We start from the raw sequence: 24,388 nt of genomic DNA, 5'->3' as shown, positions 1-24,388 counted from the left end.
CTTGACCGGAGGTTAACCCACCACGCAAATCCGCAACAGACAACGGCAATCCGCAAAAAACCTGTCGGAGCCAACTGTCAGACTGTGCGCGTGCATATCGCCATCGAGATCGTTGCCCTCGTCTCCGTGGTGGTGGCGTGCGCCGCCTTGGCCAGGCGGCTCGGGATCTCCGCGCCACTACTGCTGGTCGTCGTGGGCGTAGGCGCCTCCTACCTGCCGTTCGTGCCGCGCGTTCACCTCGAGCCCGAGGTGGTGCTGGTCGGTTTCCTGCCGCCGCTGCTGTACGCGGCCGCGATCCGGACCAGCCTGATCGATTTCAGCGCGCATCGCCGCTCGATCAGTACGTTGTCGGTGGGCCTGGTCGCGTTCACCACGGTGGGCGTCGGGCTGGTGGCCTGGTGGTTGCTGCCGATCCCGCTATGGGCCGCGCTGGCGATCGGCGCGGTCGTCGCGCCCCCGGACGCCGTCGCGGCAACCTCGATCGCGCGCAAGGTCGGCATGCCCCGGCGGGTGGTCACGATCCTCGAGGGCGAGAGCCTGGTGAACGACGCGACCGCCCTGGTCGCGCTGCGTACCGCGATCGCCGCCGGCGCCGGGACCGCGATGGCCTGGCAGGAGCGCGCGCTGCATATCAGCATCGACTTCCTCTGGGCGGCCGGTGGCGGCGTGCTGATCGGCCTGGTCATCGCGTTCGTGCTGGCCAAGATCCGGCGCATGATCACCGATCCGGTGCTCGACACCACGCTCAGTCTGGCCGCGCCGTTCATCGCCTACATCCCGGCCGAGGAGCTGCACGCCTCCGGAGTGCTGGCCGTGGTGGTGACCGGTCTGTTGCTCGGGCACAAGTCGCCCGTGCTGCAATCGGCCGCGTCGCGAATCTCCGAGCGCACGAACTGGCGTACCTTCCAGTTCCTGCTGGAGAACATGGTCTTCCTGCTGATCGGCCTGCAGACCCGGTGGATCCTCGACGACCTGGCCGAAAGCCCCTTGCCGACCGGGCAGATCGTCGCCGCCACGATCGGGGTCTTCCTGGCGGTGGTGCTGTTGCGTCCGATCTGGACGTTCCCCGTCACCTATCTCAGCCGGGCGCTGCTCGGCCCCTCTCGCTCCGGCCCGGCGAGCTGGCAGGCCATCCTGCTCGTCTCCTGGGCCGGGATGCGCGGTGTGGTCACACTCGCAGCGGTGTTCGTGCTGCCCGCGAGCACGCCACACCGTGAGGTGCTGGTCTTCATCGCACTCGTCGTCACCGCCGGCACGTTGCTGCTGCAGGGCTCGACGCTGCCCTGGCTCGTGCGACGCATGCGCCTGCCGGGGCCGGATCCAGCCGAGGACGCACTGCAGGAGGCCGCCGTACTGCAGGGTGCTCACCGGGATGCCCTGGTCGCGCTCGACGAGGTGGTCACGCCCAACGATCCGCCCGGCGTGGTCGAGCTGCTGAAACAGCGCGGCGAGGCCCGCACACTCGCGGCCTGGGAGCGCCTGGGCCGTCCGGAGACCGAGGCGGAGACTCCTAGCGAGACCTTCCGGCGGTTGCGCATGGCCATGCTGCAAGCCGAACGAAGGCACATCCTGAAAGTCCGGGACAAAGGCCTGGTGGCCGACGAAGTCCTTCAACGCGCGCAGTTCGCGCTCGATATCGAGGAGTCCATGTTGGATCGCGCCGAAGCCGATGACGTGGGCGGCCGCTCGGACGACCTGAGCGCGCCCGTTCACCCCGGCAAGAACCTGTGTGAGGACCTGAACGCGGCTCCGGCCGTCACCACGCCGACGACGCCCGACGGTTGCGAGGAGTGCCTGCGCGACAACACGAGCTGGGTGCACCTGCGGCTGTGTCTCGAATGCGGGCACGTCGGTTGCTGCGACTCGTCGCCCGAGCGGCACGCGAGCCGCCACTTCGCCGAGGACGCGCACCCGGTGATGCGCAGCTTCGAGCCAGGCGAGTCGTGGCGCTGGTGCTTCCGGCACGAGAAACTCGGGTGACCGCCCGCAAGGACGGCTGTCTGTTCTGCGCGATCGTGGCCGGCGAGACCCCTGCCGCGATCGTGCTGGACACGCCGGAGCTGCTCGGGTTCCTCGACATCCGCCCGGTGTTCAAGGGCCATGTGCTGATCGTGCCGAAGGATCACGTAGACACCCTGCTGGATCTGCCCTCGGAACTGATGACGCCGTTGCTCACCGCCGGACAGGACACCGCCACGGCGCTGGCGGCCGCGGTCGAATGCCAGGGCACGTTTGTCGCGATGAACAACGTCGTGTCCCAGTCGGTACCACACCTGCATCTGCACGTCGTACCGCGAACCAAGGGTGACGGCCTGCGCGGCTTCTTCTGGCCGCGAACGAAGTACGCCGAAGGTGAGATCGAGCAGTACGCCGCCCGAATCCGCGCGGCCTACTAGCCATCGGGCGGGCGTCGGCTGAGGCCTTGGGCCGTCTCTCTTCGCCAATGGCGATCTTGGCTAGGAGAGACGCCTCAGAGGGCTACGGCACGAGCCGGAATGTTTGGGCGGCGCTCGGATGACAGGTCCACTGCTGCAGCAGAGCTCCGTCGTTGGTGGATACGTCCGTCACGTCGAGGCATTGCCCACTGTGGCGTGCCTGGAACGTATAGCCGTCACCGGTCGCGACTGGCTTCCACTGCTGGTTGGTGCCGCCGACGTCTGCCCACAGGTGGAGTTTCGTACCGGGCGTAAGCGCTCCCGAGCCGCCCGCGACGTCCCACACGACGGCACCACCCCGGTTGACCACCTTGTAGTAGTCGTCGCTCGTTGGCCGGAACTGCCACTGCTGGTTGGCCTGAGCCGATCCGCAGGTCCACTGCTGGACCGGCGTACCGTTGGTGGTGCCGTGGTTGGCCGCGTCCACGCACTTGCCGCTGTTCGCGTTGACCACCCGGTACCACGTGGTGGTGCTGATCGGATCAGGAGTAACCGTCTCCGGGCGCCACGTGTAGGTGGCCACGGCACCAGCCGGCAACGTGTAGTTGAACGACTGGCCGTTCGACCGGACTGTGAACGTCTTACCGGCCGAACCGGCGTTCAACGCGATCAGCGCGATCGAGCCGTCTGGGTTGCGGAAGGCAACGGTCTCGATGTCACCGTCATAACTGCTTGAGCCGATTCGCTGTGCGCCAGGTAGTACGAACTTGCTCGCGTGGCCGAGCACGTAGTACTCGACGTTGTAGCTGACGTTGCCGTTGTTGCTGTCGATCGTGACCACGCCGCGGCAATCCGCGCAGCCGCCGTTGGTGGGACCACTGTTCTGGTCGAGAGCCATGTTCCACAACGTGACGCCCTTGGCCCAGTTCCGGATCGACCGGATGATCAGGTTCTGCGTGTTCCACTTGAGGTTCGCGCCGAAATCCGTGGCCCAGTTGCCGCCCGAGCATTCGGTGAACCAGATGTCACGATCGGGATGGGCGTTGTGCACCGTGTTCTGCGCGCTGGGATCACCGGCATAACAGTGGAAGGCTGATCCGGCGACGTACCGCTTGGCCGCCGCGTCGTTGAGCACGCTGATCGGGAAGTTCGGCTCATTCCAGTTGTGGTCCCACGCGATGATCTTGGCGGGAATACCGGCTGCGGCGAAGGCCGGTCCCAGGTGGTTCTTGACCACGGCCGCCTGCTCGTCGGGCTCCATGCGCATCGACGGGTACGCCGCCTCGTGGTGCGGCTCGTTCTGCAGCGTCACCGCGTAGATCGGCAGGCCTTCGGCGGCAAAGGCCTGCGCGTATTTCACGAAGTAGTTCGCGAAGTCGGCATGACGATCCGTGCGCAGCTTTCCGCCGTTGAGCGAGTTGTTCGTCTTCATCCACGCTGGTGGCGACCACGGCGTACCGATGATCTTCAGGTCGGGATTGCGGGCCTTGGCGGCTTTGAGCACTGGCAGTGTGTACGGACGGTCGTGCGCGATGGTGAAGTCGTTCAGGTCGCAGCAGGTGTCGTCGTACGTGTAGTCGGCACTGTTGGCCGTGAAGTCGCTCGCGCCCATCGGCTGCCGCAACAGGCTCAGGCCGATCCCGGTGTTCCGGTCGAACAGTTTGTTCATCATGGCGTCGCGTTGACTGGTGTTGAGCTTGTTCCAGGCCAGCCAGGTGGACGAATCGGTGAACGCCGCGCCGAAGCCGTCCATCGTCTGGTGAACGGTGGCGGCGGAAACATCGATCGTCGTGGCGCTGGTCGCGTTGCCGAACTGAACGTCGGCTTGCCGTGCGAGCAGCTTGGACGCGTCCGGGTTCGTGACCCAGACCTGGGCTGCCGTAGCGGTATTGGCGGCGTTCGCGGTGTTGGCGGCGGTGGTTGAGTCCTTGGTCAAGGTGGCGCTCGCGGGAGGTGTGAGACCGGCGGCGAGAACCGCGGTGGCACAGAGCAGGGCGGAACGTCTCATCTGTCAGCCATCTCTTTCGTGGATCGACGGTGCGGGGCAGCCATCACGTCAGGAGAACCACATGCAGGGATGAGGTTGAGGTTCCGCGGTGCGCGCAGGCCGCGGACCGACCAGGCGGGCCGGCCGAACCTCCCGCTGAGAACAGGTCGTGTTCCGCGAGCGGACTCTGGCCGGCGCCTGCTTTTTCTTGGCCGTGAACTAAGTGGGGATTTACAGTGCCGTTGTAACAACGGACTGTCAAGACGTCACTTCCCCGCCCGCTCAGCCAGGCGGATCGCGGTACCGAAAACCCTTACGGGCGGTCGTTTGTTACACCAGCGGCCCAACGCAGCGCCCCACGCGGCGGCACGCGATCCAGCCACGCGCCGCCGTACTGCCCGGCGCAACGAACTGTGGAGCGCCCGGCCCACGTAGATCCCAGCCAGCCCGCACCGCATCGCGAGGCCGATCGTCCAGCCCGGCCCACGCCGTACCAGCTCGTTGCCACGTATACCTCGCTGCCACGTACCGCGCCCGGCGGGCCAACGCCACCTCGCCCGCCTTGGCCCCTCCCCCGTCCAGCGCGAGTGATCGAGCCCGTCTTGCCGCATCGGCTGGAAGGGGACCCATCGCGTGCTGCACGACCGACAGCGCGGACTCCACCTAGTGTCCTGAGTCGGAAGTTCGTGCACATCTCCGGCGCCCAGGCACGCACCTCGCGGCGTTGGAGAAACGGCCACGATGCTAGAGCATCGCGACCGCTTCTCCGCCTTGCGATGCACGCACCTGGACACCGGAGCTGAAGCACGAACTTCCGACTCAGGACACTAGGGCGCGAGTCATGCAATCCGTCCCGGCAATTCGACCGGGCGAATCCCCCGCTGCCGAGTATTCGCACCACTACCCGGCTGCAACCGGGTAGCCGATACAAAACCCGGCATCGGCCGCACCAAAACCCGGCATCCGCGCCGAAAGCCGGTACCCGATCAGCCGCCGGTCGCGTACAGACGCGACCACTCGCGGGCGACCGCCTATAGCTGCTGGCACCACGCCCGACCCGACCGATCGTCCGTGGTTGAGCGCGAGCGCGTTCGCCACCACGGGACACCCCGACCGCCCGCGAGTGGTCGGGTCTGCGCTCACCCATCGGCCGGGGCGCTGCCGCTGCCGGGTATTCGCGCCACCACCTGGCTACAACCGGGTAGTCGAGGTCGACACAAACGCGACAGCGCCCGCACCAGACCTCGGTATCCGTACCGAAACCGGGTAGCCGTGCCGAAACCCGGTATTCGGGTAGCCACCGTCGCGTGCAGACGCGTCCACTCGCGGCCGACCGCCTTGACCAACCGATCGGGCGATCCGCCGGTCGGGCGGCCGGGCGGTCGAGCGACCAGCCGGTCGGGCGGTCGGGCGGTCGGGCGGTCGGGCGGGCGGGCGGGCGGTCGGGCGGGATTACGCCAGGGTCAGTCGGGGATGGCGCCGCAGGTTAGGTTGAGGATGGAGGCGGTCATGGCGCCGGAGTGGTCCGAGGCGGCGAAGGCGACGGTTTGGCCGACCTCCGCGAGCTTTGGCAGGCGGCCGAGCAGGGTGTCCTTGATCAGCATCGACAGGTCGCCGTCCTCCGCGCCGGGAATCGTCTCGGGCGTGAAGTTGGCCCGCACGCAGATGACCCGTACGCCGTACTTGCCGACCTCGCCGGCCAGGCTGCGGGTGAGCGCTTCGACGGAGGCGCAGGCGAGGTTGAAACCACCCATCTCGTGCCGGGTCTCCTCCGACGCCGAGGCGGTCAGCGTGATGATCACGCCCGATCCCTGCGCGGTCATCTGTTTGGCCGCCGCGGTCGCGGTAATGAACTGCCGCCGGGCCGACTGCACCACTGGCAGCAGGAAGTCGTCCACCGACATGTCGACGAGCGGCTGGTTCTGCCGAGCCTCGGTCGTTGTCGCGTTGTACGAGATGTCGAGTGATCCGGCCTCCCTCCTGACTTCCGCGGCCAGCGCGTCCACCGCGGCACGGTCCTCCACGTCGACGAGCCGGATCTCCGCGGAACCACCGGCCGCCTCGATCTCAGCGGCGACGGCCGCCAGCTTGGGTTCGGTACGGCCCGCGAGCCAGACCCGAGCGCCATGCCCAGCCATGGCCCGCGCGGCCGCACCTCCCATCGGTCCACCGGCCCCGTAAACGATCGCGTTCTTACCGTTCAGCATGCTCGTTCTCTCCTTGCACTGGATACCTGTACAAGACGAGCGAAGCAGTCCGGCGTTTTTCGACACCTTCGCGGAGACCACTTGCAGAAGCGGTGCAGTTCGCGTCCTGCACCAAGGTTCCGGATGCCGCCCTATCTGGCCGCCGACTCGTAGCCGGTGATCTCGTCGGGCGCGATCAGGCCATCCTCGATCGCCCGGGCCAGCATGTCCGCCTTCGTGGGCGCTGTCCTTCCGACTTGGGCGTACTTGACTCTGGCTCGCCGGATGTACACGTCAACGGTGTGCACCGACACGCCCATCCGTCGGGCGACCGAAGCCTTGGACATGGATTGGAACCACCACAACAGCGCCGACCGTTCTTGTGCGGACAGCTGTGGCTTGCTCGCGTCGCGATCACCAACGAGGACTCCGGCGGCGGTCGGGGTGACGTACGGCCGGTCGTCGGCGGCCGCCAGTACGGCGTTGACCAGGTGCGCCCGTCCTTCGTTCTTCGCGACGAAACCGCAGGCACCGGCTTCCAGCGATTCGAGCACGATCCGTTGCTCGGTGAACTGCGAGAAGGCGATGACCCGTTGCCCTGCCGCGGCGAGCGTGGTGATGGCGCCGATGACAAGGTGGCCGTGCAGGTTCAGGTCGAGGATGAGGACGTCCGCGATACCGGGCGCCACATCCGCGGATTCGCCGGTGTGTACCACCGAGATCCGTGGCTCCTCCGACAACCAGGTCTGAATGCCTTCGATGACGACGGGGTGGTCGTCGACGATGGCAACGGTCACGCCGCCGGTTGTGCCGGCCATCGGCTCTCCCACCACAACTGGTCTTCCTCTTGGTCATAGATCGCGGACACTGTGAGCGAACCAGGTGATTCAGCGAGGACCTGCGGCGGGGCATCGGCCACCGCGCTGACGACGACGTCCTGGGGCGTCGCCACCACGGTCACCCGCGCGTGGGTACCCGCAGCGGCCAGGAGCAGCAGGGGTCCTTCGATCAGTTCACGACGGACAGGTGTGGGCAGGACGGGCAGTTCGCCGTAGCTCAGCAGCGTGACACTCACACCGCGGCGCTCGGCGACATCGGCGCAGGCTCGCAGTTCGTGCAGCAGTGGGTGCGGGGTGTCGTCCGTCTCCGCGAACAGCCTGCGCAGGCGGGCCGCCTCAACCGCCGCCCGCCGGCGTACGACGCTGTCGCCCGGGTCTAGGCGACGTTCCGCCAGGCCGCGCAACAGTGGCTCCACTCGGACTCGGAGATATTCGTAACGACGCCGGCGCTCGGCGTGCACTGTCTCGTCCGCTGTCGCCCGCGCCAGAAGATCCGCCTGGGCCGCGGCGGTCTCGGTGGCATCTCGCGCGCCGTCGTTGAGCTGCCGGGCCAGATACATGAACGTCAGCTGGATGCCGGAGGTGGTGCACACCATGGCCAGCAGGCGGGAGACGACGACCTGGTCGAGTGCGCCGTCGGCTGCCATGAAGCCCACCACGACCGCTGTGTTGGCGACGAGCAGAGTGATCAGCTCCCACAGCGGACGCTGGATGAGCAGCAGTACGCCGAACCAGCCGACTGTGTTGCTCGCCCAGCTCAGATCCCCGATCACCTCACCTGGCGGATACGAAGCCACCGCGACGGCACCCGTGAGCAGCGCAGCCGCGGCGAGCAGCCGCGCAGTCCATCTGCTCAGCGCCGACCGCAGCAGCAGGGTCGAGCCGGCCACCAGGATGACCGTTAGTGCAAGCCAGGAGCCGGCGGCGGCAGCCTGAGACTCGTACGACGGCCACCCTCTGACCACCAGCATGGTGTCGAGCCCCAGATGCCACACGCCGACGATCACCATCAGACCGACATTGACGGCGTTGGCGAACCGGGTGGCGACCATCCCCTGTGATGCCACGGTCGTCATGGCTGCCACCTCAGTACAATCCGGGTTCCGGCTCCGGGAGACGAGTCAGCCACGGCGCTGCCGCCTACCGCGCGCATCCGGCCGTAGACCGATTCCCGCAGGCCGCGTCGGTAGGAGGCGACCGCGCCGGGATCGAAACCTCGTCCGCCGTCGCAGACCTCGACGACAACACCATCCCCCGCGCTGCGCGCCGTCACCCGGGCAGTACGGATGTCCGCGTGCCGGGCCACGTTGGTCAGCGCTTCGGCGACCCCTTGGGACAGAGCGAGTACGACCTCCTGGGGCAGATCCAGTGGCGGCACCTCGAACTCGGTGTCCAGGGGCTGCAATCCGACGCGAGCCGTCAGGACCACGGTGCGCAGCGCAACGTCCAGCGGCGCCGGGCCGGGCTCCAGGTCGCGCGCCACCGTGGGATGTAGTCGCAGGTCCGCAAGGACGGCCAGATCTCTCGCGGCCCGCTCCGGTAGTGCGGTGGAGTCACGGGTGATGCTGCCGGTCCCGACGATGGTGAGGGTGCCGAGCACGGTGTCGTGCAACAGCCGCTGCTGGTCCAACTCGTCCCTGCGGGCAGCCGAACGGGCTTGGGTGGACGCACGCACCGAGGCTTCCTCGGCCAGCGCGAGATCCGCCCGCTGTGCTCCACGCCGCAGCAGTTCCACGAGAGCGGCAGCCAGCAGCCCTTGAAGCACCAGGATGACCGGGGCCTCCCGCACGCCGGGGGCGCCCACCGTGTAGGCCACGGCGATGGCGATCGCCGCAGCCATCGCCACGGGCTGCCGCAGGACGAACTGGGCGATGAAGACGCCCGTGCTTGCGACCACGTCGACCCACCCGCTGCCCGCGCTCGCTGCCAGGACGGCGGCCGGAACGAGGTTGCCGTGCGCCAGGCAGATCAGCATGACGACGGCGATGTCGCCCGCGGCGAGCCACGAACGAGGTCCAGGCCTGAACATCGCGACGGTGAACACGCCGCTCCAGATCAGCAGGCCGGCAACGGCGACGAGAACCCAAGCGGCCTTTGCGGGCGGCGCGAAGCCGATCACCGCGACCAGAGTCGCTCCGACGGCGCTGGCCGCCCGCAGTAGCGCGGACAGCCGGGCGGACCTGCGCCGGAACTGACGTTCCGCCGGCCGCTGCACCAGTGGGCCCTCTCGCTCCAGAAAGCCGCCGGGATGGCCCGGAAAGGCGACCGCGCTTCTCACGATGCGTTCCTCCGTGCCGACGAGACAGCGTGTGCGAACGGTAGCGCGGCGGAAGGGGCAAGCCGGCAATGTCACTCGTTCGTGTGACATGTCGTACTCGGGTGCGCCACCTAGGCTCCGGTACGCACCGCGTCAACCGGTTCAGCGCTATTGATGCGCCGCATCGGAGAACGCGAAGTCACGCGGACGCGTGTGATGGCTCAACACTGCTCGCCGGCGAGTTCTTTTCCTCCCCAGAACCGCGACAGAACGGAACAAGCATGAAGTTGCGACACGCAGTTGTCGGCGCCATTTCGGCTGCGGCCATTACGGCCGTCGGAATCGGCACCGCCCCCGCTGCTTTCGCCGACGGCACCGACTCCACCGGGACCATTCTTGATGGGCGCACGGCGGCCTCAGAGGACGGCCTGCAGTCCGATCAGGGCGAGCTCTCGGTCGACGAGATGGCTCCCATGGCGCTGACCAAGAAGACGCGCGGGACCACCTACTCGCAGTCGAACCACCCGAACTGGTTCCAGTACTTCGGTGAGGCCCGTGCAATGGCGAACGTCTACAACGGCCGCCGCTGGATCCAGGCCTCGTTCCACTACCGGGTGGCGGGCGTCAGCAAGGGCGTCAAGAAGTCCAACGCCACGGGCTGCTGGGCTCCTGGCTCGACGGTGAAGCAGACCGTGCTCGACAGCCTGGACCCGAACGCGCCGCAGACCACCTGGTCGTATGGCTTCGCCTCCGTCCCGCTCGGGGTCTGCTGATCGACTGGTCCGCGGTGAACGATGCGCCACCCGCTACGGCGCATTCGTGACTCCGCCCCGATGAGCGTGGGCTGGGCGCGGTTTCTGATCGCGCCCTGCCCGCGCTCAGCGATGAAGGGATCTCGTGAGTAAATATCGACGCTTCGTTGTCGGAATCTGCGCCGGCCTCCATGTCTTCGCAGCCGCGCTGTTCGCGCTCGCGAGCGTGGAATTGCCGCGTGCGGCAGAGCGACTCGGGTACGAAGGGCAAACCGTCGACGTGGCGGTGATTCCCATGGATGGATACGTAGGACCTGAGGTCTTGTCCGCCCGGGTGCTCCGGTTCGCGGCCGACAACAATCTGTCCGTCGCCTATATCCGAGCGAGTGATTCCGGCATCGTGACCATCGAAGACCCAGCCGGCAACTTCCATCATGCGGACGGCGCATTAGCGCGTTTCGAGCCGGGCCGGCATGCCCAGGTGCTGCTCGCGCGCGAGTCCGATCTGCGGGAAGTCGACGTGCACCGCGCGTTGGGTGACGGCGTCCACGTCACCGGCCACTTCACCTCCGACCTCATGTACTGGGGACGGTATCCGCTGATCCTGGCGAATCCTGAAGCGGTTCCGTTCGATTTCGGCACGTACACGTTCGCGGGCGAGGCCCCGGACGTCGACGCGATCTCCTCGTTCTTCGGGCAGCTTGGTCTTGAGCTCGTCAACATGAGGCTCAACCAGCAGGTGCCGACATCACTTGCACAGTCGATGACAGGTCTGATCCACCATCCCTACGGGGTCATCGTGCTGGTGTTCAGCTTGATAACAACGCTTGGCCTCTTGTTCGTGCTGCGGATTCATAGTGTTTTCGCGCGCGAGCGCTACCGTGTCGCCGCGGCGCTCGGGGCGACCCAGCGACAGCTCCAGCAAATCGGCTTGGGCGTGACTCTGCCCGTCGTCGGGGCCGGCTTATTCGGAGGCAGCGTTGCGGCGATTCTCGTCATGCTGACAACCCGTGAGCTGTCGATGGCTGACGACACGGGCCGCAGCTACGCCGTGCTTGCCTCGGTCATGGTTGCCGGCCTTGTCTGCGTATCCCTTTCCTGGCTGGTCGCTCTGATCGAAGCCAAAGGAGCGATCCGTGCTTACGCAGTCTGAGCGTTTTCTGCGTGATCTTCGCGCCGCCGGAGGCTGGATTGCGGCACTCGCCCTCACCGCTTTGCTCGTGGCAGGGATCTCGACCTACATGGCCGCCTTCAGCATCAATAACGCCCGCGGTGGAGTCCTGTCGGCCACCTCGCCGCGCGAGTCGCTCAGTTTCCTACGGGTGGTGGACCTCGGGGAATCGATGATTCACGAAGTCGACGGCAATCCAGTGGGCGAAGAACCGGAAGTCAAAGTGCTCATGTCGGAATTGGCGAATGATGACCGGATGTTCATGGTCCTGGATCTGCATCAGGTCGCATATCGTTTCGACAGCGCGGAGAGGATGAATATTCCCGACGCCACCGCAGTAATCGGCACAGCGCCCGATTTCGTACCACAGGCGCCGCAAGAAGGCCTGGCACTGTTATGGGGTGACCTGGCAACTGCCGGTGGAAACCGCATCGGCGATCTTGACGTAAGTCGCGTCGCCTCCCGTCCACTCGAGTCACGATTCGTGTCGTCCGACGGGCGGATAGTTCAGCTCGGGGAAAAGCCGACCGTCGCATTGACGCCCAAGTCGGCGGAGCGCTTCGGGCTGTCGGGAATCTGGTGGGTGTCCGAGGTGGTCAATGGTGTTACCTGCTACTGCACTCCGGATGAGCTTGCCGGCACCGCCGACCTTATGAACGAAGCGGCTGCCGCGGCCGGGAAGGATCGCGTGTACTACGCGGTCGGGTACGAGGACCTGATCGGCACGGTTCAGCGTTCTTACGGCCTGCGGTCGACGTTGAACACCGCGCATCTGATCGCAACCGCCATGGGTATTTGGTGCTTCGCGGCAATGGCCGCCGCAATGATGTGGCGACGCCGTTCGCATACCTATCAGGTCGAGATGATTCTCGGGTCGAGCGAATCGGGGCTACAAGTCCGGCAACAGGCACTCGTCTTTTTGTCCTTTACGCTCCCCATGTTGACCGGCTACGAGCTTGTCGACGTCATTCTGCGGCGAGCTGACGACCCCCCGCCCATCCCGGCGGATTGGCGCCTCGGCGTCTACGGCGTGCTTGCACTATTACATGTGGCGATCAGCACGCCGACCATCTTACGAATCCATCGACTGTACGAACACCCGGCGGAAGCGAGGAATAATGCCTGAATCGGGCATTGTTGTTCAAGCGCGTTCGATCGACATGTCCTACCGTGATGGCAACGAATGGCGGGTAGTGCTTGATTCAGTGGACGTCGACGTCCCCGAGGGACAAGTGATAGGCCTGCAAGGTCCTTCCGGCTGCGGCAAGACCACGTTGCTGAACATCATCGCCGGGCTGGCCAGGCCGCGCGGGGGTTCCGTTGCGATGGCAGGACGGGATTACGAGTTCGCGAAGCCGGTGGCCATGGCCGGCATGAGGCGGCGCCACATCGGTTTGATCTCGCAGAACTACGGCTTGATCGATGACGAATCCGTGTTTCGCAATATCGAGTTGCCGCTGAAGTTCGACCGCCCGCGACTGCGACGCGGTGAGCGCCGGGCCAAAGTCGAACGGGCGATGCGCGACGCGGAGCTGGCCGTGGATCCTTCGGCCCGGGTCGGCAGACTGTCCGGCGGTGAGAAGCAGCGCGTTGCCATTGCGCGCGCGGTCGTCAACAGTCCGCAGCTTCTTGTCGCCGACGAACCGACCGCGGCACTCGACGCCGCGACCGGTGCGAAGGTCATTGCCAGGCTTCGCGATATTGCGGCTCGCGGCGCAGGAATCCTCGTGGCGACCCATGATCCACAGGTAGTGGAGGGTTGTGACGTCGTTTACGGGTTCGACGGACCACGAGTGCTCCTGCGCCGGTGAGCCTTTCGCGCGTCAGCCCGTGACAGGCGGGTGGTCAGCGGTCTGGTGCAGTCCGGGCTCGCGGTCCGCGATCGCGAACGAGGCACGCGTGAAGACCGGCGCGTCCGGGGTCTTCACCTGCGGCACGCACCGGAAGTCCGCGTCCAGCGATTCCCGCGTGATCTTGGTGTTCACGTAACCGCGCAGGTTGTTCTGGAACCGCAGGTGCGGGTTGAACTTCAGCCACGGATGCGAACCCGTCGCCGAGTCACTGCCGTTGCCACCCGAGGTGATCGACGAGCACACCAGTTCCGAACCAACGGTCCGCGAGGTCGGGTCGTCGTAGTCCAGCTTCAGGTCCGACGCCCAGTGCGCGTGTACGTCACCCGTCAGCACGACCGGATTGCGCACGCCCGCGTCGACCCAGCCGCGGGTGATCCGGTCGCGCGAGGCGACGTACCCGTCCCACGAATCCATCGACGTGACCTTGAGCGGACCCGAGTTGTTGTCGCGCTGGGCGAAGAACACCTGCTGGCCGAGTACGTCCCAGCGAGCGGTCGAGTCGCGGAAGCCGTCGAGCAGCCACTTCTCCTGCTCCGCGCCGGTGATCGACCGGGCCGGGTCCACCGCGGCAGGGCAGTCCTTGTAGCCGTCGCCACAACCCTGGTCATCGCGGTACTGCCTGGTGTCGAGCATGTGGAACGTCGCCAGCTCACCCCAGTGCAACCGCCGGTACAGCTGCAGGTCGATGTCCTTCGGTTTCGACGTACGGCGCAACGGCATGTTCTCGTAGTACGCCTGGAACGCGGCGGTCCGTCGCGCCAGGAACCCGTCCTCGGGCTTCTCCGGAATCTCGTCGGCCCAGTTGTTGTCGAGCTCGTGGTCATCCCAGACCACCACCCACGGCGCGACCGCGTGAGCCTCCTGCAGGTCCGGATCGGTCTTGTACTGCGCATGGCGCTGCCGGTACGACGCGAGGTCCGTCGTCTCCGGGCCGTCGTGGTCGCGCACGTTGCCACCCGGGGCGACGTACGTGCCCTTGGTGTATTCGTACTGGTAGTCCCCGAGGTGCAGCACCAGGTCGGGCCGGTCCTCGGCCAGCCGCCGGTACGCCGTGAACCAGCCGTGCTCGAACTGCGAACACGAGACGAACGACATCGCCAGTTCCTTCGGGATGGTGCCGCGGGCCGGTGCGGTCAACGCGCGCGCCGTACGGGACACGTGACCTTCGGTACGGAAGCGATACCAGTACTCGCGGCCGGGCTTGAGGCCTTGCACCGTGACGTGCACGGAGTGCGCGTGCTCGGGCCGGGCCACGGCGAGGCCGGACCGTACGACGTGCCGGAAGCGCGCGTCGGCGGCGACCTGCCACTGCACGAGGTACGGCCGCTTCGGCATACCGCCGAGGCCGTCGTCGGCAAGCGGCTCGAGCGCGAGACGGGTCCAGAGCACGAACCCGTCGGGCCACGGGTCGCCGCTGGCCACACCAAGGGTGAAGGGATCACGCCGGCCGGGAGGCGTCGGCGCGGCAACGGCCGGGTACGCCGGCGTGGCAGTGAGGGCGGTCAGGCCGGTGGCGGCGGTCGCCGTCAGCAGACCGGCCTTCAGAACGGATCTACGGGTGGTCTCCATGCGGATGACGCTTGCCGTCAGCGGCAGCCAGATTCCAACACTTGGGTGGCCGCAAGGTGAAATATTCTGGCGACAGTTGCCGGCGTGTCCGGATAACGGCACGGGCGCCAACGAATTCCCGACTCAGACGGTGATTATCAAACGTTTCATCCCTAGCGAGGCCGCAGCGATCACTGTTGCCCTGGATGTGGCGGTTCGATCACTGAGGGGAACCGCCACCGCCTATGAGAGGAAATCGTGAGGCTAGCGAAAAGACTTGCTGCCATCGTCGCGGCTGGTGGCCTGGCCATCGTTGCCCTGCCGGCCAGCGGTAACGCCCAGCCCATCGACCGCAGCACAGCAGCAGCTCCAGTTGCCGCAACAGAAAGTCCCGCTGAGGACACCGTCTACGTCGTTGGCAAGGCCAAGGACGGCAAGACGACCGTCAGCATCTACGACCCGGCCAAGAGCGTCACGCCGGACCAACTGCGCGACAAGCTTCGCCGCAGTGGGGTCGACGGCGTACTCAGCAAGGGCCAACAGCCGCCGAAGGCTCAGCCGGGCCAGCGGACGGCCCTAGCGTGCCAGTCGTACGGAACCGCCCGCCAGTGGTGTGACCACCAGTGGTCGTACGGCGGCTACAACGACCCGCAGGTGTACTTCCTGGACCACACCAGCTCTGCCTGGCCGGTGTCGGCCTCGGTGACCGAATGGAACAAGGCCGTCGGGATCGACTCGTTCTACCGGTACTACACCCTGGGCTGCCCGAGTGGCGTGCACTGCGTTGACGTCTACAACGGCGCGTACGGCACCACGGGCTGGTACGGCCTGACAACCTGGACACCGGGTACGCAGGGCCCGGTCACGGTGAAGCTCAACGACAGCTACACGCTCACCGCGGCCGAACACCGCACAATCGCCTGCCACGAGCTCGGCCACGCGCTGTCGCTCAACCACAACACGGCCACGTCGAGCTGTCTCTTCTCGGGGACGTACGTGTCCCTCGTACCGAACGCCGACGACTACAAGATCCTGCCGTTGATCTACCCCCTCGCGGGCACCTGACCCACGGAGAACAACGTCGGGCCGGTTCTCCCTCGGGAGGCCGGCCCGACGTACTGCTCAGGTCATAGTTGGGCGGGCCTTTCGACGTAGGAGTAGACCGGGTGGGAGTGGTCCCGGGCGGAGGGAAGCGTGCTCAGGTGGAGCCAGGCCGCAGGGTGATACCGGCGCCGGGTGGTATGCGCGCCTACTCGACGCCACGCGTACTAGTGTCCTGAGTCGGAAGTTCGTGCACATCTCCGGCGCCCAGGCACGAACCTCGCGGCGTTGGAGAAACGGCCACGATGCTAGAGCATCGCGACCGCTTCTCCGCCTTGCGATGCACGCACCTGGACACCGGAGCTGAAGCACGAACTCCCGGCTCAGGACACTAGAGGGGGCGGCCTAGGCGGGTGGCGAGGGTGGTTAGGGCGCGGGTGGCGGTGGTGCGGACGGTGGGGTCGGGATCGTTGCGGAGGGACTTGAGCGGTTCGGCGTGTTCGGATTCGCCGGCGGCGCCTAAGGCCCGGGCTCCGGCGGCGCGGACTCGGGGCAGGTCGTGCTCGAGAAGTGGGACCAGGGCGTCGGCCAGTTGGCCGAGTTGGCGTTGTGCGGTGATGCGGGCGACGTGTTCGCGGACTCGCCAGGCTGGGTCGTTCGCGGCGATGAGTAGCGCCGGGACCACGTCGTCGCGCCAGACGTACAGGAACGCCCGGGCGGCCCAGACGCGGACCCAGTAGAAGTTCACCGGGTCGAGCTTGGACCAGCCGCCGGCCAAGGGGCCGCTGATCCACTGAAGCTTCGGCAGCAGGTCGGGCGAGTACGCCTCTTCGGCCGAGACCTCGCCGGTGAGCAGTGCGATACACCAGTCGACGACCGCGTCCTCGCCGTACTCAGCGCAGGCCGCGCCGATCATCTGCCGCGGATGAGTCATCTCCCCAGTAGAACCGACACCACCGACAAAATTCAGAGCGACGACCCATCAGCGCATCGAGAAGACCTCAGAAGATCGAGCGGAGAATGACCACGATCGAGGAGGCGGCCGCGAGGACCAGCACGGCGGTCCGCAACCGTGGGCCCTTCAGCCGCTTCTGCAGCGGTATGGCGAGCGCGAACCCAAGACCCAACGCCGGAATCCACGATGCGCCGTACAGAAGTTGGTGCGCGGTGAGCCGTCCCCCGATCGCCAACGCCGCCAGCGAGGCGATCGACCCGAGCAGGAAGAACGCGGCCAAGGTGGCCCGCAACCGCGGCCCGTGCTCGTGCTGCAGTACGACCGCGGCGGGCGGACCGCCGATAGACGCGGCCGTTCCGGAAACTCCCGCGACGGCGCCGGCGAGGATCAGGTTGGTCCGGGTCGTACGGACATCCAGCCGCCAGGCCGTGAGAATGACCGCGAGCAGCACCACTCCCCCGACCACCCCGCCGATCGCGTTGGCGGGAACCCAGATCAGCACGAGTACGCCGAGTGGCGTGGTCGCGATCCGGGCGCCGGTGAGCCAACCGGCCTGGCGCCAGACGACGTGCCGCCACTCGTGGACCATCGTCATCGCAGGCATCACCATGCCGAGTACGAGCATGCCGCCCGGCATCAACGTCGGGTCGAGCAACGCGACCACCGGCGCCGCGACCAACGAAAGCCCGAGGCCGATCGTGCCTTGTACCAGTGCCGCGACAACAACAGCGAGGCCGGCCAACAGCAGGATGCTCAGATCCATACTGTTGAGTCGGCCTCTCTGTCGTCATTCACTTCGTTCTACGCACCCACAATGCGCGGTATGCGAATTTCGTTCTGGTCCGCGCTCAGTTCGTGATCAGCGAGCGGAGCACGTACTGCAGGATGCCGCCGTTGCGGTAGTAGTCCGCCTCGCCCGGGGTGTCGATGCGGACAACCGCGTCGAACTCCTTGATCGAGCCGTCCGTACCGGTGACCTTGACCTTCACCGTGCGCGGGATACGGCCCTCGTTCAACTCGGTGACGCCCGAGATGTCGAAGGTCTCCTCGCCGGTGAGACCGAGCGACTCGGCGCTCTCACCTTCGGGGAACTGCAGCGGCAGTACGCCCATGCCGATCAGGTTCGACCGGTGGATACGCTCGAAGGACTCGGTGATGACGGCCTTCGCGCCCAGCAGCGCCGTACCCTTCGCGGCCCAGTCGCGCGACGAGCCGGAGCCGTACTCCTTGCCGGCCAGGATGACCAGCGGCACACCGGCTTCGGCATACGCCTCGGAGGCCTCGTAGATCGAGGTGACCGGCGCGTCCGGCTTGGTGAAGTCGCGGGTGAAACCGCCTTCGGTGCCCGGCGCGATCTGGTTGCGCAGCCGGATGTTGGCGAACGTGCCCCGGATCATCACCTCGTGGTTGCCCCGGCGGGAGCCGTACGAGTTGAAGTCCTTACGGTCCACGCCGTGCTCGGCCAGGTACTTACCGGCAGGGCTGTCGCCCTTGATCGAACCGGCCGGGGAGATGTGGTCGGTCGTGACCGAGTCGCCCAGCTTCGCCAGCACGCGCGCGCCGGAGATGTCGGTGACCGGCGACGGCTCCTTGGCCATGCCGTCGAAGTACGGAGGCTTGCGCACGTACGTCGAGTCGGGCGCCCAGTCGAACGTCTTGCCCTCGGGCGTCGGCAGCGACTGCCAGCGCTCGTCACCGGCGAAGACGTCCGCGTAGTCCTTGGTGAACATCTCGCGGTTGATCGAGGTGGCGATGACCTTCTCGACCTCGTCCGCCGTCGGCCAGATGTCGCGCAGGAACACGTCATTGCCGTCGGTGTCCTTGCCGAGGGCATCGGTCTCGAAGTCGAAGTCCATCGTGCCGGCCAGGGCGTACGCGATCACCAGCGGCGGCGACGCCAGGTAGTTCATCTTCACGTCCGGGTTGATCCGGCCTTCGAAGTTGCGGTTACCCGACAGGACCGACACCACGGCGAGATCGGCGGCCTGGACACCGGCCGAAACCTCCTCGGGCAGCGGGCCCGAGTTGCCGATGCAGGTGGTGCAGCCGTAACCGACCAGGTGGAAGCCGAGCTTCTCCAGGTACGGCGTGACGCCGGCCTTCTCGTAGTAGTCCGTGACGACCTTCGAACCCGGCGCCAGCGAGGTCTTCACCCACGGCTTGGTCGCGAGGCCCTTGTCGACGGCCTTCTTGGCCAGCAGCGCGGCGGCCAGCATCACCGACGGGTTGGACGTGTTGGTGCACGAGGTGATCGAGGCGATCACGACGTGGCCGTGGTCCAGCTCGGTCTCGGCGCCGTTCAGGGTGATCTTGGTCTTCTTCGACGGCCGCTGCGGCGCGTCGTGCGGCACGTGCGGGCTGTCGTCCGCGTGGCCGTGACCGTTCGGCGTGGCCGGGTCGCTGGCCGGGAAGCTGCCGACGACCGCGGGGTCGACGTCCAGGTCCTCGACCTCGGCGTAGTCCGCGAGCGCACCGCGGAACGAGGACTTCGCCTCGGTCAGCGCGATCCGGTCCTGCGGGCGCTTCGGGCCGGCGATCGACGGTACGACGGTCGACAGGTCCAGCTCGAGGTACTCGGAGAAGCGCGGCTCGATCGAGGTGTCGTGCCAGAGGCCCTGCTCCTTGGCGTAGGCCTCGACCAGGGCGACCTCGTCGTCCGAACGGCCGGTGAGGCGCAGGTACTCACAGGTGACGTCGTCGATCGGGAAGATCGCGCAGGTGGAGCCGAACTCCGGGCTCATGTTGCCGATGGTGGCGCGGTTGGCCAGCGGCACGGCGGTGACGCCCTCGCCGTAGAACTCGACGAACTTGCCGACAACACCGTGCTGGCGAAGCATCTGGGTGATGGTCAGCACCACGTCGGTCGCGGTCGCGCCGGCCGGGACGGACCCGGTCAGCTTGAAGCCGACGACCTTCGGGATCAGCATGCTCACCGGCTGGCCGAGCATCGCGGCCTCGGCCTCGATACCGCCGACGCCCCAGCCGAGCACGCCGAGGCCGTTCACCATCGTGGTGTGGCTGTCGGTGCCGACGCAGGTGTCGGGGTAGGCCTGGCCGTTGCGGACCATGACGGTCCGGGCGAGGTGCTCGATGTTGACCTGGTGCACGATGCCGGTGCCGGGCGGAACGACCTTGAAGTCGTCGAAGGCCGTCTGACCCCAGCGCAGGAACTGGTAGCGCTCACCGTTGCGCTCGTACTCCAGCTCGACGTTGCGCTCGAACGCGTCCGGGCGGCCGAAGACATCGATGATGACCGAGTGGTCGATCACCAGCTCGGCCGGGGCCAGCGGGTTGATCTTGGTCGGGTCGCCACCGAGCTCGGCGACGGCCTCGCGCATGGTGGCGAGGTCGACCACACACGGCACACCGGTGAAGTCCTGCATGATCACGCGGGCCGGGGTGAACTGGATCTCGGTATCGGGGGCCGCGGCCGGATCCCAGTTGCCGAGCTTGTTGATGTGGTCGGCGGTGATGTTCGCGCCGTCCTCGGTGCGCAGCAGGTTCTCGAGCAGCACCTTGAGCGAGTACGGAAGTGTCTCCGCCCCCTCGATGCCCGCCAACCTGAAGATCTCAAACGACTGCCCGTTGACTTCGAGTGCGCCCTTGGCACCGAAGCTGTCGACGCTGGCCATCAGCCTGCTCCTCTTCACGTACGCCATGTGTACGGACCCCATCCTGCCGAGCGGCCTGGACAACCGCGAGGTCGGGATCCGGTTTCGTCAAACTCTCTCGACATCAAGATACACGACATCGAGGCAAGACCTGCACACAGTCTTCGCGTTCATTCACCGGAATCCGCCCTCCGGCGTTTGGACCCGCACCTGAATCGCGCGGCAGGAGGGCAGGTTCGGGCGAATGAACGCAAAGACGGCAGCGACGTCAGCTCAGTTGGGGTAGGACCTCGGCGGCGATGAGGTCGAGGTGATCCAGGTCGTGGAAGTCGAGGATCTGCAGGTACGCGCGATCGGCGCCGGCCTCGGCGTACCGGCCGAGCAGGTCGACCACCTGGGCCGGCGTACCGGCGATGGAGTTCGCGAGCAGCTCCTCCGGGTCGCGGCCGATCGCCTCGGCGCGACGGCGGAACTCCGCGTCGTTCCGGCCGACGACCGTGCCGTGCGCGATCGACAGGGCGAGGGTCTTCGGGTCCCGCCCGGCCGCCGTGCACGCCGTACCGACCCGGTCGAAGAGCACCGCGGATTCGTCGGGCGACTTGAAGCCCGCGTTGAACTCGGCGGCGTACTTCGCCGCGAGCGCCGGGGTGCGCTTCTTGCCGGCACCACCGACGATGATCGGCGGGTGCGGATCCTGCTGCGCGGGCTTCGGCAGGGCGGGCGAGTCGGTGATCGAGTAGCGCTTGCCGGCGAACTGGTACATCTCCCCCACCGGCGTGTCCCACAGCCCGGTGATCAGCTCGAGTTGTTCCTCGAGCACGTCGAACCGGCTGGGAGTGTCGGGAAAGTCCAGGCCGTACGCCTGGTGCTCGGCCTCGTACCAGCCGGCGCCGAGGCCGAGCTCGACCCGGCCGCCGCTCATCTGGTCGACCTGCGCGACGCTGATCGCGAGTACGCCGGGATTACGGAAGGTGGCCGAGCTGACGAGTGTGCCGAGCCGGATCCGGCTGGTCTCCCGGGCCAGGCCCGCGAGCGTGATCCAGGCGTCGGTCGGGCCGGGCAGGCCGTCGCGATCCCCCATCACCAGGTAGTGGTCGGAACGGAAGTACGCGTCGAAGCCGCACGCCTCGGTCTTACGGGCGAGCGCGAGCTGGTCGTCGTACGACGCGCCTTGCTGCGGTTCGGTGAAAATCCTGAGCAACATGGCCCTGACGCTATCTCGCGCCCGGGCGCTGCCGCTGCGGGCGTATCACCTGTTACCGGTTGGTGGGCTGGAGCTGCTCCAGGTACGTCGGACGCCAGTCGGGCCGTCGAACGGTCAACCGGCGGCGTAATCCGCGCATGTCGATCCGCGGTACGACCGGGTCGTCCCACCACTCGGGGATCTGGTCGTACCACCGGTCGATCCGCAGGGTCCGGCCGGCCGCGTCGATGCGGGCGAACAACCAGCCGTCCTGGCCGTGCTCCCCGGTCGCCTCGGACGCCCAGAGGTCCACCAGGAGCTGCGCGAGTTTGCCGTCGCCGAACTCGGGATCGTCGACCGGCGGCGGTTCGAGGTCGAACCGGTATGACGGGGCCTTCGGGTCGAGCACTTGCACCTGGATCGTGAAGCCCGAAGGCACGATCCTGGTTCGTGCCTTGCACCAGGCGTGCAGCGCCTCGAACGCATCGGAAGCACCTTCCGACGCGGGACGCGGCCGGGGTCGTTCGGGTTCGGCGCGCATGGCCGCTTCGAGGTGCTCGGGCGGTACGTCGACCGGCGCCTCGTCCTCGAACCCCTCCGCCAGGTAGGCCACCAGCCCACCCGGCACCCCAACCTCAACCACCGACCGCCGTGCTTGCGCTTCAGCCTCAGCTTGGGCTTCCGCCTCAGCTTCGGCCTGCGCCTGGGCATCGGCTTCAGCTTGGGCTTGGGCGCGAGCAGCCGCCTCAGCCTCCGCGGCCTCTCGCTCGGCCGCTTCCCGCTCAAGCGCCTCCCGCTCCGCAGCCGCACGCTCGGCGGCCTGCTGCTCGGCGATCTCGCGCTCGACGGCTTCCCGTTCGGCGGCTTCCCGTTCGGCGGCCTCGGCTTCGGCGGCTTCGGCGGCCTCGGCTTCGGCGGCCTCGGCGGCCTCGGCTTCGGCGCGGGCGGTGGCTTCGGCGGCGGCGCGCTCGGCTGCTGCGGCTTCGGCTCGCTCTGCTTCCGCCCGCTCGACCGCCTCGGCTTCAGCAGCGCGCTCGGCCGCAGCCTGAACCTCAGCTTGAGCTTCAGCCTCGGCCTGCGCGGCGGCGATCTGCGCGGCCTCTGCCTCTGCCGCCTCCCTATCAGCGGCGGTTTCGGCAGCGGCGAATTCGGCTACCTGGCGACCGAAGGTCTCCTCGAAATCAGGCGCGAGCCCGTTCTCTCGCTCGAACCGGGTGTACACGCGATCGGCCGCACCGGGAGGCGGCAAATTCGCCAGACTCTCCAGGTCGAACTCGTCATCATCATCGTCATCCGGAGGCGGCGGCCGGTCGATCGGCACCATGTCCCCGAAGGCCGGCGGCGGCGCGAAGTCGAAGACGCCCTCTTCGTCCTCGTCATCCTCGTCGGCCTCTTCGCTGTCCTCGCCGTCCGATGCGTCGTCATCCGAGTCGTCGTACGCCGCCTCGTCGTCCAGCACGGCGTCGACAACGTACGCGCCGGCATGAGCGTCGATGGCGCCGTCTGTGTCGTCGTCGTCCGGCCCGTGCCAGCGAAAGCCGAGCGGATCGCCCGGGAACTCCGACTCAACGGAAGCGCCGCCACCAATGACCAGATCCTCGTCGTACTCCGCCCGATCGAACGAAGGCAGCCGCAGGTACGGCGACGCGGCACTAAGCGCATCCCCCGGCGCCGACCGCAACTCCGTCGACTCCCACGCGGACGACTGCAACGACTCCAACGGCGCGGACGGCGCGGACGGCGCAGACGGCGCAGACGATTCCGGCGGGGAGAACGGGAAGAACTCCCGCGTCGCCTCATCCAGCGTCCACTCGTCGTCAGCCACCGGCGTCGGGCCGGCCGGTGCCGGACCCGCAGGCGCATCCGCGAACAGGCTCGAATAGAAGTCGTCGTCGCCCTCTTCGCCCGTCACCACCTCCGGCACAACAACAGCCGGCGCTTCACCTGACGCATCCCGATCGGCCGGTGACACCCGATCTGCCGGCGCCATCGTGAATTGGGCCGCCGCGGCAACAGCACCCGCGAGATCCGGCTGATGACCCGAATCCCGCCCAAGGTCGAGCCGGTCGAACAACGCCGCCAGGTCGGCCGCCTCGATGCCGCTCTCGGCCGCCTTCCGGATCAGCGCCAGCCCGACCGCCCGCAGCTCGTCGAGACTGCCCAGGTAGTCGGCCCACTCGGCCGCCCATTCGACCAGCTCCGCGGCAGCCTCTTCGTCCGAGGTGAGCCAGCTGCCAACTGCGAGAAAGCCGTCATCGATCGGCTGCCATGGGTCGCCCGGATACTCGGACCGCGCCCACGTACCGGAGAAGTTCGCGAAGACAAACCCCAGCCGACCCTCAGCGATCCGCTCGCGTACGGCGGGTTGGCCCAGCCAATCGGGCGCGCCTTCGAGCAGATCGGTCTCTTTGGTGAGGCTGTACTCGCGGTGCAGCCCGTAGAGAACCGTGCGTTCGTGCTCCAGCTCGATCAGTCGCAGATCGTTGCCGCCGCCATCCTCGTGATGCCAGCCCGCGGCGTCGGCCCACCAGCGCCGGTCGTAGCCGGTGGCATGGGCGATCGCAGCCAGCGCACTCCAGCGAGCGCGGAGCTCGACTGGATCGTCGAGATCGACGAGCGGCATTCAGTTC

Annotated in this window: 19 protein-coding genes; 8 read left to right on the top strand and 11 right to left on the bottom strand. The window is 67.2% G+C overall.

Features of this window, described 5'->3' with window-relative positions:
* The first annotated feature begins 90 nt into the window (after nucleotides 1-90).
* Both ACFFGN_RS15115 and ACFFGN_RS15110 read left to right on the top strand, forming a co-directional pair.
* A complete protein-coding gene (locus tag ACFFGN_RS15115) occupies nucleotides 91-1,980 on the top strand; it encodes a Na+/H+ antiporter (RefSeq protein WP_380047793.1) in 1,890 nt (629 codons plus the stop codon).
* The gene (locus ACFFGN_RS15110; protein WP_380047791.1) at nucleotides 1,977-2,396 is read left to right on the top strand and encodes an HIT family protein; all 420 of its coding nucleotides are present in this window, start codon (nucleotides 1,977-1,979) and stop codon (nucleotides 2,394-2,396) included. Before ACFFGN_RS15115 ends, ACFFGN_RS15110 begins: the two co-directional genes overlap by 4 nt.
* Before the next feature lie 82 nt (nucleotides 2,397-2,478).
* On the opposite strand, the gene ACFFGN_RS15105 is transcribed toward ACFFGN_RS15110, so the two are convergent.
* From ACFFGN_RS15105 to ACFFGN_RS15085, 5 genes are all read right to left on the bottom strand, one after another.
* The gene (locus ACFFGN_RS15105) at nucleotides 2,479-4,383 is read right to left on the bottom strand and encodes an RICIN domain-containing protein (RefSeq protein WP_380047788.1); all 1,905 of its coding nucleotides are present in this window, start codon (nucleotides 4,381-4,383) and stop codon (nucleotides 2,479-2,481) included.
* 1,442 nt (nucleotides 4,384-5,825) lie between these two features.
* Nucleotides 5,826-6,569: an SDR family oxidoreductase gene (locus tag ACFFGN_RS15100; protein ID WP_380047786.1), complete on the bottom strand. Its 744-nt coding sequence runs from the start codon at nucleotides 6,567-6,569 to the stop codon at nucleotides 5,826-5,828.
* Nucleotides 6,570-6,700: 131 nt separating this feature from the next.
* The gene (locus tag ACFFGN_RS15095) at nucleotides 6,701-7,366 is read right to left on the bottom strand and encodes a response regulator transcription factor (protein ID WP_380047784.1); all 666 of its coding nucleotides are present in this window, start codon (nucleotides 7,364-7,366) and stop codon (nucleotides 6,701-6,703) included.
* The gene (locus ACFFGN_RS15090) at nucleotides 7,342-8,463 is read right to left on the bottom strand and encodes a hypothetical protein (RefSeq protein ID WP_380047782.1); all 1,122 of its coding nucleotides are present in this window, start codon (nucleotides 8,461-8,463) and stop codon (nucleotides 7,342-7,344) included. Before ACFFGN_RS15090 ends, ACFFGN_RS15095 begins: the two co-directional genes overlap by 25 nt.
* A complete protein-coding gene (locus ACFFGN_RS15085) occupies nucleotides 8,460-9,665 on the bottom strand; it encodes a sensor histidine kinase (protein ID WP_380047780.1) in 1,206 nt (401 codons plus the stop codon). The genes ACFFGN_RS15090 and ACFFGN_RS15085 overlap by 4 nt, the downstream gene beginning before the upstream one ends.
* A 260-nt stretch (nucleotides 9,666-9,925) precedes the next feature.
* Between ACFFGN_RS15085 and ACFFGN_RS15080 the strand changes: the two genes are divergently transcribed.
* The 4 genes from ACFFGN_RS15080 (at nucleotide 9,926) to ACFFGN_RS15065 (ending at nucleotide 13,378) form a co-directional block, all read left to right on the top strand.
* Nucleotides 9,926-10,417 (top strand): hypothetical protein, encoded by a 492-nt coding sequence (locus tag ACFFGN_RS15080; RefSeq protein WP_380047778.1) that lies wholly within the window; start codon nucleotides 9,926-9,928, stop codon nucleotides 10,415-10,417.
* Between the two features lie 124 nt (nucleotides 10,418-10,541).
* A complete protein-coding gene (locus ACFFGN_RS15075; RefSeq protein WP_380047776.1) occupies nucleotides 10,542-11,549 on the top strand; it encodes a hypothetical protein in 1,008 nt (335 codons plus the stop codon).
* Nucleotides 11,533-12,693 carry a hypothetical protein gene (locus ACFFGN_RS15070; protein WP_380047774.1) on the top strand — a complete coding sequence of 387 codons (1,161 nt, stop codon included), beginning with the start codon at nucleotides 11,533-11,535 and terminating at the stop codon, nucleotides 12,691-12,693. Before ACFFGN_RS15075 ends, ACFFGN_RS15070 begins: the two co-directional genes overlap by 17 nt.
* Entirely contained in the window at nucleotides 12,686-13,378 is a 693-nt protein-coding gene (locus tag ACFFGN_RS15065) for an ATP-binding cassette domain-containing protein (protein ID WP_380047772.1), read from the top strand. The genes ACFFGN_RS15070 and ACFFGN_RS15065 overlap by 8 nt, the downstream gene beginning before the upstream one ends.
* A gap of 12 nt (nucleotides 13,379-13,390) precedes the next feature.
* Here ACFFGN_RS15065 and ACFFGN_RS15060 read toward each other — a convergent pair whose 3' ends face one another.
* Entirely contained in the window at nucleotides 13,391-14,989 is a 1,599-nt protein-coding gene (locus ACFFGN_RS15060) for an alkaline phosphatase D family protein (RefSeq protein WP_380047770.1), read from the bottom strand.
* Between ACFFGN_RS15060 and ACFFGN_RS15055 the strand changes: the two genes are divergently transcribed.
* Nucleotides 14,988-15,230 (top strand): hypothetical protein, encoded by a 243-nt coding sequence (locus ACFFGN_RS15055; RefSeq protein WP_380047768.1) that lies wholly within the window; start codon nucleotides 14,988-14,990, stop codon nucleotides 15,228-15,230. The genes ACFFGN_RS15060 and ACFFGN_RS15055 overlap by 2 nt on opposite strands.
* The gene (locus tag ACFFGN_RS15050) at nucleotides 15,227-16,033 is read left to right on the top strand and encodes a zinc metalloprotease (protein WP_380047766.1); all 807 of its coding nucleotides are present in this window, start codon (nucleotides 15,227-15,229) and stop codon (nucleotides 16,031-16,033) included. The genes ACFFGN_RS15055 and ACFFGN_RS15050 overlap by 4 nt, the downstream gene beginning before the upstream one ends.
* Nucleotides 16,034-16,400: 367 nt before the next feature.
* Here ACFFGN_RS15050 and ACFFGN_RS15045 read toward each other — a convergent pair whose 3' ends face one another.
* The 5 genes from ACFFGN_RS15045 to ACFFGN_RS15025 all read right to left on the bottom strand — a co-directional run bounded on the left by ACFFGN_RS15045 (nucleotide 16,401) and on the right by ACFFGN_RS15025 (nucleotide 24,381).
* On the bottom strand, nucleotides 16,401-16,943 hold the full coding sequence (locus ACFFGN_RS15045; RefSeq protein ID WP_380047764.1) for a HEAT repeat domain-containing protein: 543 nt from the start codon (nucleotides 16,941-16,943) through the stop codon (nucleotides 16,401-16,403).
* A 67-nt stretch (nucleotides 16,944-17,010) separates the two neighbouring features.
* The gene (locus tag ACFFGN_RS15040; protein WP_380047762.1) at nucleotides 17,011-17,727 is read right to left on the bottom strand and encodes a sulfite exporter TauE/SafE family protein; all 717 of its coding nucleotides are present in this window, start codon (nucleotides 17,725-17,727) and stop codon (nucleotides 17,011-17,013) included.
* 85 nt (nucleotides 17,728-17,812) lie between these two features.
* Entirely contained in the window at nucleotides 17,813-20,596 is a 2,784-nt protein-coding gene (acnA, locus tag ACFFGN_RS15035; RefSeq protein ID WP_380047760.1) for an aconitate hydratase AcnA, read from the bottom strand.
* 247 nt (nucleotides 20,597-20,843) lie between these two features.
* Nucleotides 20,844-21,779: an LLM class F420-dependent oxidoreductase gene (locus ACFFGN_RS15030; RefSeq protein WP_380047758.1), complete on the bottom strand. Its 936-nt coding sequence runs from the start codon at nucleotides 21,777-21,779 to the stop codon at nucleotides 20,844-20,846.
* A 52-nt stretch (nucleotides 21,780-21,831) separates the two neighbouring features.
* Nucleotides 21,832-24,381, bottom strand: coding sequence for a hypothetical protein (locus ACFFGN_RS15025; RefSeq protein ID WP_380047755.1), 2,550 nt, complete (start codon nucleotides 24,379-24,381; stop codon nucleotides 21,832-21,834).
* Nucleotides 24,382-24,388 lie beyond the last annotated feature (7 nt).

The sequence above is a fragment of the Kribbella deserti genome (assembly GCF_042434725.1).
GTDB lineage: Bacteria > Actinomycetota > Actinomycetes > Propionibacteriales > Kribbellaceae > Kribbella > Kribbella deserti.
This window is presented reverse-complemented; position numbering and strand designations above follow the sequence as displayed.